This window comes from Kribbella turkmenica (genome assembly GCF_004348725.1).
Lineage (GTDB): Bacteria > Actinomycetota > Actinomycetes > Propionibacteriales > Kribbellaceae > Kribbella > Kribbella turkmenica.
Map to the genome: position 1 here is coordinate 22292 of NZ_SMKR01000066.1, position 13427 is coordinate 35718.

Below are 13427 nucleotides of genomic sequence, written 5' to 3' on the forward strand. Positions count from 1 at the left end.
CCTGATTCCAGTGCCCCCCGAAGGAAATGTCATGGAACATCGCGACCCGCCCCCTCCGGCCACCGGCCGGGGCACCGCGTGGTACCGCGACGCACGAATCATCGGCGCCGCCGCCCTGATCGTGGTCGCCGCCCTGGTGGCGGTCTACCTCACCGTCGCCGGAGGCGATCGGTCGCCCGGGCAGGCACAGAACGGTCCGGCCCCGACGCCGACGGCGGCCCAGCAGTCGCCGCCGCCGGCCGCGCCGACGACTCCGCCGGCGAAGGTCTGCAACAACGTCACCGCGCTGTCCGGGCCGGCCCAGGCTCCGGCCGGGGCGGTCGTGGTCGACCCGACCCAGAACCTGAACCAGCTGACCGAACAGAGCCCGGCCGGCACGACGTTCTACCTGACCGCCGGCACGCACACCCTCGGTACCGCGCCCTACGCCCAGGTGATTCCCAAGGAGGGCAACACCTACATCGGCGCGCCCGGTGCGGTGATGGACGGCCGCAAACGCAACCGTTACGCGTTCACCGGCTACGCCGCCGGCGTCACGGTGAAGAACCTGACCATCCAGAACTTCGGGGCGCCCCGGACCAACAACGACGAGGGTGTGGTCAACCACGACGCGGCCGCCCGGTGGACGATCGAGGCCAACACGATCCGGCTGAACGCCGGTGCCGGCGTCATGGTCGGCGACCACAACATCGTCCGCGGCAACTGCCTGCAGGACAACGGCCAGTACGGGTTCAACGCCTACAACCCCGACAAGGTCATGAGCATCACCATCGAGGGCAACGAGATCGCCGGCAACAACACCGACGACTGGGAGGCCGCCAAGGTCGGCTGCGGCTGCACCGGCGGCGGCAAGTTCTGGGAGGTCACCGGGGCCGTCGTCCGGGGCAACTGGGTGCACGACAACCACAGCGCCGGGCTCTGGGCGGACACCAACAACACCGGGTTCGTGATCGAGGGCAACTACATCTCGAACAACCTGGCCGAGGGCATCGTCTACGAGACCAGCTACAACGCCGGCATCCGCGGTAACACGTTCGCCCGCAACGGCCTCGGCAAAGGTCCGCAGAACCAGGGCTTCCCGACGCCTGCGCTGTACATCTCCGAGTCCGGCAGCGACAGGCGGGTCGCCGGGGTGTTCAACCAGACCTTCGAGATCAGCGGGAACGTGTTCACCGACAACTGGGCCGGCGTGATCCTGTGGGAGAACGCAGACCGGTTCGCCGGCTCGGCGGCCAACACCAGCACCGGTTCGGGCACCCTGGTCAACCCGTCCGTGGTCACCGCCCAGACCTGCAACGCGAACACCATCAAGAGCGAGCCGTACCTGAGTGACTGCCGGTGGAAGACCCAGAACGTGCACGTGCACGACAACATCTTCTCCCTCGATCCGAACAAGGTCGGCAAGGCTTGCGCGACCCGGGCCAGCTGCGGTTACAACGGCCTGTTCTCCAACTGGGGCACGTTCCCGACGTGGTCGCCGTACCAGCAGGCCACCGTGCAGGATGCGATCACGCACGAGCAGGGCAACAAGTTCTACGACAACACCTACCGCGGGCCGTGGAACTTCATCGTGCACGGGCAGGGCAACCGGGTGCCGTGGGCGTCCTGGCAGGGTGCGCCGTACGGACAGGATCCGGATAGCGTGATCAAGGTGGTCGGGGAGCGCTGAGGACGATGATCGGGCCCCCTGAGCGCGCCGCGGGTGAGCAGATCGCACTGCTCCGCTCGGTCGGCTACGCCGCGTTCGGGCGGCACGAGCGGGATCTCGACGTCCTCGACCTGGTCTTCGACAGCCTGGTCGACGCCCCGGAGAGCCGCCGCGACGAGGTCCGGGCGCTCCGGTTCGCCGGCCACGGGGTCACCCTCGACGTCGACGTCCGCGGCCGGGGCGACCTGACCATCGAACTGCGGGTCTCCCCCACCGGTCCGGTGGTGGTCGAGTCACGGGGGTCGGAGGACGGGCCGACGGGCGCACGGCTGGTGAGCTTCCTGCTCCGCTGGCCGGGCACGACACAGCGACCGGTCCGGACCGCGTGGGTCATGCTCTGACCCCTCGGTCCAGACCGGTCGCCGGGTGCTGCTTCAGGAGGCAAGCAGCAGTCTGAGTTTCTCCAGGCACCGGCCGCGGACCGGGCCGATACTGCCGATCGGGATGCCGATGGTCGCGGAGATCTCGGCGTACGGCGCCGGCGGATCGGCCATCAGCATGCCCATCAACTGCTGCCACCGGTCCGGCAGGCTCTCGAGCGCCCGCCGTACGTCGACGGCCCGCTCGTCGGCGAGCAGGTCGGCGTCCAGCTCGGGCTGGTCGCCCGGCACGCCCTCGAACGCGGCCGACTCGTACGTGAGCAGCACCCGCTTGCGGAACGCGAGCACTCGCAGGCACTCCCGGCGGGTGGTGACCACCAGCCAGGCGCCGACCCGCTCGGGGTCGACCCGGTGGATGTGCTCGAGCAACCGCAGCCAGACCATCTGGGAGACGTCGGCGGCGTCGCTGTCACTCAGCCGGAAGCTGCGGGTGACGGCCCAGACGAGCCGGGCGTAGTGGTCGACCAGCCGGCTCCACGCTCCCTCGTCGCCGGACGCGGCCTGGATCACCAGGGCCGCGGCCTCGGACCGGACCGGTCCGTCGTCGGTCATAGATTCGTCAGTGCCGGGTTCGGCACTGAGTTGCTGCAACATTGGATTCCCCCCTCGGGAACGCACTGCTGTCGTCGTACACAGAGCTAGGAGCAGGTGTGCTGCGCCGCCCGGCCGGCAGATGGCCCGGGGGCGGGTTTCAGTAGGCGCCGTCGCGACCGAGAACGGCGCGAGCGGTCTTCCACAAGATCAGCAGGTCGAGCGCGATCGACCAGTTGTCGGCGTACCGCAGGTCGAGCCGCATCGACTCTTCCCAGGTGAGGTCGCTGCGCCCGCTGACCTGCCACAGACCGGTCAGACCGGGCTTCACGAGCATCCGGCGCTCGTCCTCGATGGCGTAGCGCGCCACCTCGGCCGGCAGCGGCGGGCGCGGCCCGACCAGTGACATGTCCCCCCGGAGCACGTTCACCAGTTGCGGCAGCTCGTCGATCGAGAACCGGCGCAGGTACTTGCCGACCCTGGTCACCCGCGGGTCGTCGCGGAGCTTGAACAGCACGCCGTTGCCCTCGTTCAGCACCTGCAGCTCCGCCTTGCGTTCCTCGGCGTCGACCACCATCGTGCGGAACTTCAGCATCTCGAAGCGCTCGCCGCCGCGACCGACCCGGGTCTGCCGGAACAGCACCGGACCACGGCTGGTGAGCTTCACCAGCAGGGCGGTCACCAGCAGGACCGGCGCGATCCCGATCAGCAGCAGGAAGCCGACCACCCGGTCGAAGATGCTCTTCAGCAGGTGCGGTCCGCCGCTCACCGACGGCCGCTCCAGGTGCAGCAGCGACAGGCCGGCGACCGGGCGGATCGAGATCCGCGGGCCGGCGACCTCGACGATGCCGGGCGATACGATCAGGTCGACACCACGCTGCTCCAGGGCCCAGGACAGCTTGCGGAGCGAGTGCCCGGCCAGTTCCGGGTCCGCGGCCACCGCGACCACGTCGACCTCGTACTGGTCGACCGCGGCCAGGATGTCCATCTCGGTCCGGCCCAGCCGCTCGGGCTCCGGCTCCTCGAAGGCGTCGCCGCGAGGCAGGCAGGTGGCGACCACGACGTACCCGTCGGCCGGCCGCTCCTCCAGGTGCCGCCGCAGCGTGGTCACCTGGTCGTTGCGTCCGACAACGAGCACCTTCCGCATGCACCGGCCGGCGAAGCGCCGGCGGGAGATGCTGCGATGCAGCACCCAGCGGCCGGTCATCGCCGCCAGGCAGGTCATCGGCACCGCCAGCACGACGAAACCACGCGCGAGCTCCAGCTTGATCGCGTACGACGTGATCGCGATCAGCGCGGTCAGCGCGACCGCGGCCCGGATGATGGATCGGAACTCCTCCGGCCCGGTGCCGAAGTACCGCGTCTCATACCCCCGCTCCAGCGCCACACAGGCCAGCCACGCGATCGGCAGTACGGCGCCGAGCAGGATGTAGCCGAGGTCGATCTGGGCACCGAACCGGGCGACGAGCGCCAGCGATCCACCGATCACGGCGGCGGCCAGGTCACCGGCGAGCGCGGCCCACCGGTACTTCGCCACCCACCGGGCCTCGGTCAGCCGCGCCGCACGCGGCACGATCGCCGGGACCTCGTCCGGTACCACCCAGACCGGCCGACGTCGTTCCCCCGACGGCGCCGGCCGGAGATCAGCCGGTTCGGCCAACCCCTCGGACATGACAATTTCAGTCACGCACAGTCACCCCCCACAGGTGAACAGCGAAACCCGTGACCAACCCACACCCCGTCACGGACTTCGAACAACGCCGCCCCCACAGCAGCGTGATCCAGAGAGTACTACGTGAACCCGGTGTCGGACAGTAGCAAACGCGAGTGTTTACCCGCACGCCACTCCAGCGGCGAAAACAAGACCCCGGAACCCTTGAACAGGTTCCGGGGGTCTCGTTGCTGATACGTACGGTGATCGGCCGCCGGGTCGGGGCGCCGATCGGGGGTGGTCAGCCGGCGATCAGCCCGTCGCCGCTGATCAGCTCGCGCATCTCGGCCAGCGAGCTGTCGCTCGGCGGCAGGATCACGTCGGAGTCGTGCAGCTCGTCGTCGGGCAGCTTGTCACCCGATCGAACGAAGTCGAGCAGCGCGGCGAAGGACGTCCGGAAGGCCTCTTCGTCGCCGGCCGACACGGCTGCCTCCAGCTCGCTGTCGACCTTGTTCAGCTCGTCGAGCTTCTCGTCGGCGAGGCGCCACTGGCCCTCGCTCATGATGCGCACGATCATCGGGCGTCCCCGTCCTGCGGTCGCACCGGCTCGGCTGCCGGCTGCTGCGCGGGCTGTTGGGCCTCGGCGGCACCCGGCGTGCTGTCACCGGACAACTCCTTGGGGGCGCTGCCGCCGGACAGCTGGGCCTTCATCGCGGCCAGCTCGTTCTCCACGTCGGAGTTGGACGACATCCGCTCCAGCTCCAGGGTGATGCTGTCCTTGCTGGTGCCGGTGGCGTCGTCGAGCGCGCCGGAGGCGAGCAGCTCGTCGATCGCGCCGGCCCGCGCCTGCATCTGCTGGGTCTTGTCCTCGGCCCGCTGAACCGCCAGGCCGACGTCGCTCATCTCCTCGGAGATGCCGGAGAAGGCCTCGTTGATCCGGGTCTGCGCCTCGGCCGCGGTGTAGGTGGCCTTGATGGTCTCCTTGCGGGTCCGGAAGGACTCGACCTTGGCCTGCAGCCGCTGGGAGGCCAGCGTCAGCTTTCCCTCCTCGCCCTGCAACTGGGCGTGCTGGGTCTGCAGGTCGTCGATCTGGCCCTGCAGCCCGGACTTGCGGGTCAGGGCCTCGCGGGCCAGGTCCTCGCGGCCCACCGAGAGCGCCTTCTGGGCCTGCTCCTGCAGCTTCGCCGACTGGGACTGCAGCTGGGAGGCCTGCAGTTCCACCCGCTTCCGGCTGGTGGCCACGTCGGCCACGCCCCGCCGTACCTTCTGCAGCAGCTCCAGCTGCTTCTGATACGAGTAGTCAAGGGTTTCGCGAGGATCCTCGGCCTTGTCCAAGGCGGTGTTCGCCTTGGCCTTGAAGATCGTCGACATCCGCTTGAAGATGCTCATCGATATCCGTACCCCTTCTGTGCCGGCGAGATAGTCGACCCGGCGTGCGTGCAAACCACCCTATGTCCCCACGGGTCACGACACCATCAGGACCGGCCCCGATAAAGTGGTCGTGAGGTCCGGGGACCACCCCGAGTCGCGACCTGCCCTGCGAATGAGGTTCAGACCCCGTGTTCCGTCGTACCAAGTCTGAGACAGATACCACCGTACCCGTCGAGCCCCAGGGCAAGCCGGGCGGCAAGGGACGGCCCACGCCGACCCGCAAGGAGGCCGAGGCCGCCCGCAAGGCCGCGCTGAAGAAGCCGCGCAACCGCAAGGAGGCGGCGGCGTACCGGCGGGAGAAGGTCCGGGCCGAAAGGGTGAAGATGCAGGAGGCCATGCGCACCGGCGACGACCGGTACCTGCCGGCCGCCGACAAGGGCCCGGTCCGGCGGTTCGCCCGCGACTACGTGGACGCCCGGTACTCGGTGATGGAGTTCGCGCTGCCGATCCTGCTGGTGGTGTCGCTGCTCGGCGTGGTCTTCTCGCCGGCCTTCCCCTGGCTGGCCGGCACGGTCAACCTGCTCTTCCTGGCGATGATCCTGCTGATCGCGGGCGACTGGTTCCTGCTCACCGGCGGGCTGAAGAAGGCGGTCGCGGCGAAGTTCCCCAACGAGTCGGCCAAGGGCATCGGCTTCTACGCCGTCCGGCGGACCATGCAGATGCGCCGCTGGCGGCTGCCCAAGCCGATGGTGAAGCGCGGCGAGAAGCCGTCCTGAGACTGCCGCGCGACCGCCGCCCGGGGCCCAGTAGGGTCGGGGTATGGACTTCCGCTATCTCGGCAACAGTGGTTTGAAGGTCAGCGAGATCTCGTACGGGAACTGGCTCACGCACGGGTCCCAGGTGGAGAACGATCAAGCCAAGGCATGTGTGCGGGCGGCGCTGGACGCCGGCATCACCACGTTCGACACGGCCGACGTGTACGCCAACACCAAGGCCGAGTCGGTCCTCGGCGAGGCGCTGGCCGGTGAGCGGCGCGAGTCGGTGGAGATCTTCACCAAGGTCTACTGGCCGACCGGCCCCGGCGGACCGAACGACACCGGCCTGTCCCGCAAGCACATCCACGAGTCGATCAACGGGTCGCTGAAGCGGCTCGGGACCGACTACGTCGACCTCTACCAGGCGCACCGGTACGACACCGAGACGCCGCTCGAGGAGACGATGGAGGCCTTCGCCGACGTCGTCCGGCAGGGCAAGGCGCTCTACATCGGCGTGTCCGAGTGGACCGCGGAGCAGCTGCAGGAGGGCCACCGGCTGGCCCGCGAGCTGCGCATCCCGTTCGTCTCGAACCAGCCGCAGTACAGCATGCTCTGGCGGGTGATCGAGGCCGAGGTGGTCCCGGCGTCTGACGAGCTCGGCATCGGTCAGGTGGTGTTCTCCCCGATCGCCCAGGGTGTGCTCACCGGGAAGTACCTGCCCGGCCGGCAGCCGCCGGAGGGCTCCCGGGCCACCGACGCCAACGGCGCGAACATGATCAAGCGGTTCCTGAACGACGACGTGCTGACCCGCGTCCAGGAGCTGAAGCCGGTCGCCGACGAGGCCGGGCTGTCGCTGTCCCAGCTGGCCATCGCCTGGGTGCTGCAGAACCCGAACGTCTCCTCGGCCATCATCGGTGCCTCCCGGCCCGAGCAGGTCGACGAGAACGTGAAGGCCTCCGGCGTGAAGCTCGAGGAGAGTGTGCTCAAGCGGATCGACGAGGTCCTCGGCAGCATCGTCGAGCGCGACCCGGCGAAGACCGCCCAGAACGCGCCGCAGACCCGGCCGGGCTCATGAGCTGGAGCTGGCGGTTCGAGACCGCTTCCGGTGCCGCCGTCGACCCGGGCGACGTCGGCGGCGCCGAGTTCTCCGCCCAGGGTGACGCGGAGAGCTGGCTGGGCGAGACGTGGCGTGACCTCGCCGAGCGTGGTGTCGGCCAGGTCTTCCTGCTGGAGGACGGCCGTGAGGTCTACGGCCCGATGAGCCTCGCCGCACCCGAGTAGTCCCTCCACCGGAACCGGGCCGGCGTCCTCCGCGACGTCGGCCCGGGTTCCTGCTTGTTAAGCTGCCGCTGAACCACTCCTGTGTGACAGGGAAGCCGGTCCAAGTCCGGCGCTGACCCGCAACCGTAGGCCACCCCTGGTGGCGAGCCGGAACACTGTCACCCAGGCAGACAGGCTCAACTACCCGCCGTGGTCCGCGGGTGGAGCCCCATCCTGCCGGTGCAGGCGGGACTTCCTCCACCGGGCCGCGGCCCGATCGAGGACACGAGATGACTGCACACCGGACCGCACGACGACTGGTCCTCAGCCTGCTGGCGGGTTTCCTGCTGGCGGGGACCGTCGCGACCACCGCCCAGGCCGAGGACGGCTACCGCTTCTGGGGCTACTACCAGTGGAGCGGGGGCCAGTGGGCCTTCGCCCAGAAGGGCGCCGACGTCGTCGTACCGGCCGACGGCGCGGTGGAGGGCTGGCGGTACGCCGTCGGCGGCGCCAAGCCGCGGGTGCCGCGCGCCGCGGGCGACTTCGAGGCCGTCTGCGGGAAGACCCCGGCCGAGACCGGCAAGAAGCGGGTGGCGCTGGTCGTCGACCCCGGTACGCCGGAGGACGCGCTCAGCGGCGAGACGCCGGGTCCCGCCACCGGCACCTGCGTGGTCACGGACGTGAACGCGACCGGTGCGAAGATCCTGGCGGCGGTCGCTCCGGTCCGGATCGAGAAGGGCCTGACCTGCGGGATCGAGGGCTACCCGGCCAAGGGCTGCGGCGACCAGGTCAAGAACATCACCGTCCCGGCGACCGACGAGCCGGTGACCCTGCAGATCGACGCGGCGGTCGGATCGACGGCCGCGCCGGCCGCTGCGGAGTCCGGTCAGTCCTCAGCGTCGGACGGCGGTGCACCGTGGGTCGCGATCATCGCGGCCGTAGTCGGGGTCGCCGTACTCGGCAGTGGTGGTCTGGTGCTGAGCCGGCGGCGCTCGAGTCAGCAGAGCTGAGTGCGTACGGTCCATCACCTCACACTCCCCCGGGCACTCCACCCGGGGGCCTGGTGGTTGTGGGCGTTGGGCATGGCGGTCGCGGCCAGCAGGACACGCAACCCGGTGCTGCTGGTGCTCATCCTCGCGGTGACCGGCTTCGTGGTCGCCGCCCGGCGGAGCGACGCGCCCTGGGCCAACAGCTACACGGCGTTCCTCAAGCTCGGCCTGGTGGTCATCGGTGTCCGGGTGGTCCTGCAGGCGTTGCTGTCCACGCGTTCGCAGGGCAACACGGTGCTGTTCACGCTGCCCGAGATCCCGTTGCCCGACTGGGCGAATGGCGTGAAGCTCGGCGGTGAGGTGACGCTCGAGGCGTTGCTGACCGCACTGTACGACGGCGGCCAGCTGGCCGTGATGCTGTGCTGCATCGGCGCGGCCAACGCGCTGGCCAGTCCCCGGCGGCTGCTCAAGTCGTTGCCTGGGGCCCTTTACGAGATGGGTGTCGCCTGCGTGGTCGCGCTGACCTTCGCTCCGCAGCTCGTCACCGACGCGCGCCGGATCCGGGCCGCCCGCCGGCTGCGCGGCCGCACCCGCGGCTCGTTCCGGACGACGGCCATGCCGGTCCTGGAGGGTGCGTTGGACCGGTCGGTGGAACTGGCTGCGGCGATGGACTCCCGCGGCTATGGGCGTACTGCGCAGGTTCCACGGAGCCAGCGCCGGCTCACCGGCGTGTGCGTCCTGCTGGGGTTGCTGGGCATCCTGCTCGGCGTCTACGCGTTGCTGACCGACGCCATGGAGTTTCCCTTCGCCGCGGCGGCGCTGGTCGTCGGCCTGCTGCTGGCGGTGAGTGCGATGGCGGTCGGCCGCCAGCGGGTGACGCGGACGCAGTACCGGCCGGATCCGTGGGCACTGCCCGAGTGGCTGGTCGTCGGCTCGGGTGCTCTGGCCGCGGCAGCGATGATCACCGCCGCGGTGCGTGGCGTCGAGGGCTTGGTGCTGGCGGGTCCACTGGTCGTTCCGCCGGTTCCGCTGTTGCCCGTGGCCGGCATCCTCATCGGCTTGGCTCCTGCGCTGGTCGCGCCGCCGCTGCAGGCTCCTCGACGTCACCTGGTGGCCGCATGATCGAGTTCGACCGCGTGACGGTCACGTACGACGGCGCCACGGAACCCGCCCTGCGGGACGTAAGCTTCACCGTCCCCGAAGGTGAGCTGGCGCTCGTGATCGGGCGGACCGGCTCCGGCAAGTCCACCCTGCTGCGGGCGATCAACGGACTGGTGCCGCACTTCACCGGCGGCACCCTCGGCGGGCGAGTGCTGGTCAACGGCCGGGACACCCGGGAGTACCGCCCCCGCGACCTGGCCGATGTGGTCGGCATGGTCGGTCAGGACCCGATGGCAGGATTCGTCACGGACACGGTCGAGGACGAACTCGCCTACAGCATGGAGTCGCTCGGGGTGACGCCGGACGTGATGAGGCGCCGGGTCGAGGAGACCCTGGATCTGCTCGGACTGGCCGACGTACGGGACCGGGCGTTGACGTCTCTGTCCGGAGGGCAGCGGCAGCGGACCGCTATCGGGGCGGCGCTCACCTCGCACCCGGCTGTGCTCGTGCTGGATGAGCCGACGTCGGCTCTGGATCCGCAGGCTGCCGAGGAGGTCCTGGCCGCGTTGCAGCGGCTCGTGCACGACCTGGGCGTCACTGTGGTGATGGCCGAGCACCGCCTCGAGCGCGTGATCCAGTACGCCGACCGGGTGATCGAGGTACCCGGTGGATCGGCTGCCGTGTCCACCGGGCTTCCGGCCGAGCGGATGGTCACTGCGCCGGTCGCGCCGCCGGTGGTCGAGCTGGGACGGCTGGCGGGCTGGATGCCGCTGCCCTTGTCCGTCCGGGACGCACGGCGGGCCGCGGTCGCGTTGCGCACCCGGTTGGGCGAGGTTGCGCCGCTGCGACCGCTTGCGACCACTGGCGACGAGCTGGCGCGTTGCCGCGATCTGGTGGTCGGCTACGGCAACGTGACCGCGCTGCGCGGTGTGTCGGTGAGCATCAACGCCGGTGAGGTCGTCGCGCTGATGGGCCGCAACGGTGCCGGCAAGTCGACGCTGCTCAACGCGTTGGTCGGGATCGTCGCGCCACGGTCGGGCACCGCCACCGCGGCCGGCGCGGACCCGCGTCGTACCCCGCCGTCCAAGCTGGTCAAGGCGGTCGGCCTGGTGCCGCAGGAGCCCGCCGACCTCCTGTACGCGGCCACGGTCGCCGACGAGTGCGCGGGAGCCGATGACGACTTCCGGGTGCCGGCGGGGAGTTGCCGGGCACTACTGAACCGCCTGGCCCCGGACATCGACGACAAGATGCACCCACGTGACCTGTCCGAGGGACAACGACTCTGTCTGGCGCTGGCCGTCGTACTGTGTGGAGCTCCGCCGCTCTTGCTGCTGGACGAGCCCACACGCGGGCTGGACTACGGCGCCAAGCGACGGTTGGTGGAGATCCTGCGGGAGCTCGCCGCCGCCGGTCACGCGGTCGTGCTGTCGACGCACGACGTGGAGATGGTCGCAGAGGTCGCCACACGCGTGCTGGTGCTGGCCGAGGGTGAGCTGGTGAGCGACGGCGAGACCGCGACCGTCATCGCCGGGTCGCCGGCGTTCGCGCCGCAGGTGGCGAAGATCCTTGCGCCGTTGCCGTTCCTGACCGTCGGCGAGGTCGCGACCGCGCTCGAACGGGCGTCGTGACCATGCTTCGCCGGCGCAGTACGGCGTCCGCCCGGCCCTTCACCCTGGTCCGGCTGAAACCGCGGAGTACCGCGGCCCTCGTGCTCGCGTCCCTGGTCGGTTTGCTCGCGTTCGGGTGGCCGTTGCTGTGGCAGACCGAGCAGGCGGGACAGTCTGCGATCGGACACACCACCGACGCGCCCTGGCTGTTCGTGTTGCTGCTGCCGTTGCTGGTGGCCGTCGTACTGGCTGAGCTGTCGGAGTCCGGGATCGATGCGAAGGTGATCTCGCTGCTCGGCATGCTGGCGGCGGTCGGAGCCGCATTGCGGGCGCTCGGGCCGGGCACTGCCGGGCTGGAGCCTGGGTTCTTCCTGCTGGTGCTGGCGGGCCGGGCGTTCGGCGCCGGCTTCGGGTTCGTGCTGGGTGCGGTGTCGCTGCTGGGTGGGGCGATGATCAGTGGCGGGGTCGGTCCGTGGATGCCGTTCCAGATGTTCGCGTGCGCGTGGGTCGGGTGCCTGGCCGGCCTGCTGCCCAGGGCCGGCGGCCGGGCGGAGTTGCTGGTGCTGGCGGCGTACTCACTCGTCTCGGGGGTGCTCTACGGCGTGGTGATGAACCTGTGGTTCTGGCCGTACGCGACGTTCGGCAGCGACTTCTCGTTCATCCCGGGTGACTCGCTCGCGGACAACCTGCACCGGTACTTCCTGTTCGTCGTGGCGACCTCCCTCGGGTGGGACATTCCGCGCGGCGTGCTGTGCGCCGTACTGGTGCTGACGCTGGGGCGGCCGGTGCTGAGCGCCTTCCGCCGGACGGCGCGCAAGGCGGCGTTCGAGGTTCCGGTGGTGTTCGAGTCGAGGAGAGGCGATGGCTGAGCAGCGGACCTTGATCCTGGGCGGTGCCCGGTCCGGCAAGTCGGTCGCCGCCGAGCGCCGGCTGAGGTCCGAGCCCGGCGTCCTGTACGTCGCCACCGGCGGAGACGGCGAGTCCGACCCGGAGTGGGCCCAGCGGATCGCCAGGCACCGCGCCCGGCGGCCCGCGTCGTGGGCCCTGGCGGAGACCATCGACCTGGTGCCGTTGCTGGACTCCGCCGGCCCGCCGATGCTGATCGACTGCCTGACCCTGTGGTTGTCGCGGACGATGGACACGCTCGATCTGTGGTCCGACCTGGGCCGGGCCGAACTGGTCGAGCAGGAGATCGACCAGCTGGCCGAGGCGTGGTCCCGGACGACGCGCGTGGTCGTTGCCGTCAGCAATGACGTTGGCTCGGGCGTGGTTCCGGCCGACGCCGGCACCCGGCTCTTCCGCGATCTGATGGGCCGGCTCAACACCGCCGTCTCCCTCCGCTCCGACCTGGTTCTGTGGACCATCGCCGGCCGGACCCTTCCGCTGACATGAAAGCCCACGAGCCGGGCGGGCGCCGCCGTCCACCGGGTGGTGGCTGGGCTGACGGGTGCTGGCTGGCGGTCGGGACATTGACCGTGCTGCCCGCACGGATGCCGGCGCGGGTCGATCGGGCGGTCGGTGGACGGGCGATGGTGCTGGCACCTGGCGTCGGGGGCGTGATCGGTGCGATCGCAGCCGCAGTGGTGGCGGTCGCCCAGGTTCTGCGGCCGGATGCCGATTTGCTGGCCGCCGTCCTGGGCGTGCTGGTCGTCGTGGCCCTCTCCGGCGCGCTCCACCTGGACGGCCTGGCCGACTTCTCGGACGCGCTCGGGAGCCGCCGGGACCGCGAGACGATGCTCCGGATCATGAAGCAGAGCGACATCGGACCGTTCGGTGTCGTCGCGATCATCGGCGTGCTGCTAATCGACGTCGCCGCCCTGACCGCCTGCGTCCGGTCCGGCTTCGGATGGCAAGCCGTCCTGATCGCCACGACGGCCGGCCGGCTGACTCTGCCGTGGACTTGTCGTACGACGATTCCCTCGGCTCGGCCGGACGGTTTGGGCGCCACCGTCGCCGGCACTGTCCGGCCGGTCACAGCCGTTCTCACGACAGGCGCCGTACTGGCTGCCGCTGTGGTCCTGACCTGGCTGACCGGTGCCGATCTCACTTTCCCCGCCGGGCGACTGGCCGGTAC

Annotated in this window: 15 protein-coding genes and 1 riboswitch; of the genes, 11 read left to right on the forward strand and 4 right to left on the reverse strand. The window is 70.3% G+C overall.

Going from position 1 to position 13427, the window contains the following annotated elements; genetic code table 11:
- The first annotated feature begins 31 nt into the window (after positions 1-31).
- Positions 32-1669, forward strand: a complete 1638-nt coding sequence (locus E1218_RS16815; protein ID WP_132321130.1) for a right-handed parallel beta-helix repeat-containing protein — start codon at positions 32-34, stop codon at positions 1667-1669.
- Between the two features lie 5 nt (positions 1670-1674).
- Positions 1675-2049 (forward strand): hypothetical protein, encoded by a 375-nt coding sequence (locus E1218_RS16820; RefSeq protein WP_132321132.1) that lies wholly within the window; start codon positions 1675-1677, stop codon positions 2047-2049.
- Between the two features lie 33 nt (positions 2050-2082).
- Here E1218_RS16820 and E1218_RS16825 read toward each other — a convergent pair whose 3' ends face one another.
- The 4 genes from E1218_RS16825 to E1218_RS16840 form a co-directional block, all read right to left on the reverse strand.
- A complete protein-coding gene (locus E1218_RS16825) occupies positions 2083-2640 on the reverse strand; it encodes an RNA polymerase sigma factor (protein WP_165949296.1) in 558 nt (185 codons plus the stop codon).
- 139 nt (positions 2641-2779) lie between these two features.
- A complete protein-coding gene (locus tag E1218_RS16830) occupies positions 2780-4306 on the reverse strand; it encodes a sugar transferase (protein WP_233712276.1) in 1527 nt (508 codons plus the stop codon).
- Positions 4307-4571: 265 nt separating this feature from the next.
- Complete coding sequence (gene pspAA, locus E1218_RS16835; protein ID WP_132321136.1) at positions 4572-4847, reverse strand: PspA-associated protein PspAA; 276 nt, start codon at positions 4845-4847, stop codon at positions 4572-4574.
- On the reverse strand, positions 4844-5659 hold the full coding sequence (locus E1218_RS16840) for a PspA/IM30 family protein (protein ID WP_132321138.1): 816 nt from the start codon (positions 5657-5659) through the stop codon (positions 4844-4846). The genes pspAA and E1218_RS16840 overlap by 4 nt, the downstream gene beginning before the upstream one ends.
- 170 nt (positions 5660-5829) lie before the next feature.
- On the opposite strand from E1218_RS16840, the gene E1218_RS16845 reads away from it, so the two are divergent.
- The 9 genes from E1218_RS16845 to E1218_RS16885 all read left to right on the forward strand — a co-directional run.
- Positions 5830-6417, forward strand: a complete 588-nt coding sequence (locus E1218_RS16845) for a DUF3043 domain-containing protein (protein WP_132321140.1) — start codon at positions 5830-5832, stop codon at positions 6415-6417.
- A gap of 43 nt (positions 6418-6460) precedes the next feature.
- Positions 6461-7471, forward strand: coding sequence for an aldo/keto reductase family protein (locus E1218_RS16850; RefSeq protein WP_132321142.1), 1011 nt, complete (start codon positions 6461-6463; stop codon positions 7469-7471).
- The gene (locus E1218_RS16855; protein ID WP_132321144.1) at positions 7468-7677 is read left to right on the forward strand and encodes a hypothetical protein; all 210 of its coding nucleotides are present in this window, start codon (positions 7468-7470) and stop codon (positions 7675-7677) included. The genes E1218_RS16850 and E1218_RS16855 overlap by 4 nt, the downstream gene beginning before the upstream one ends.
- Before the next feature lie 27 nt (positions 7678-7704).
- A riboswitch (cobalamin riboswitch) is annotated at positions 7705-7857 on the forward strand.
- Between the two features lie 89 nt (positions 7858-7946).
- Positions 7947-8666, forward strand: coding sequence for an SCO2322 family protein (locus tag E1218_RS16860; RefSeq protein ID WP_132321146.1), 720 nt, complete (start codon positions 7947-7949; stop codon positions 8664-8666).
- Entirely contained in the window at positions 8667-9767 is a 1101-nt protein-coding gene (locus E1218_RS16865) for a CbiQ family ECF transporter T component (protein ID WP_132321148.1), read from the forward strand.
- Complete coding sequence (locus tag E1218_RS16870) at positions 9764-11374, forward strand: ABC transporter ATP-binding protein (RefSeq protein WP_132321150.1); 1611 nt, start codon at positions 9764-9766, stop codon at positions 11372-11374. The genes E1218_RS16865 and E1218_RS16870 overlap by 4 nt, the downstream gene beginning before the upstream one ends.
- Positions 11375-11376: 2 nt before the next feature.
- Positions 11377-12222, forward strand: coding sequence for an ECF transporter S component family protein (locus E1218_RS16875; protein WP_132321162.1), 846 nt, complete (start codon positions 11377-11379; stop codon positions 12220-12222).
- Positions 12215-12745, forward strand: coding sequence for a bifunctional adenosylcobinamide kinase/adenosylcobinamide-phosphate guanylyltransferase (locus tag E1218_RS16880; RefSeq protein ID WP_132321152.1), 531 nt, complete (start codon positions 12215-12217; stop codon positions 12743-12745). Before E1218_RS16875 ends, E1218_RS16880 begins: the two co-directional genes overlap by 8 nt.
- On the forward strand, positions 12742-13427 hold a 686-nt coding region (locus E1218_RS16885; RefSeq protein ID WP_132321154.1), incomplete at its 3' end, for an adenosylcobinamide-GDP ribazoletransferase. The genes E1218_RS16880 and E1218_RS16885, both read left to right, overlap by 4 nt.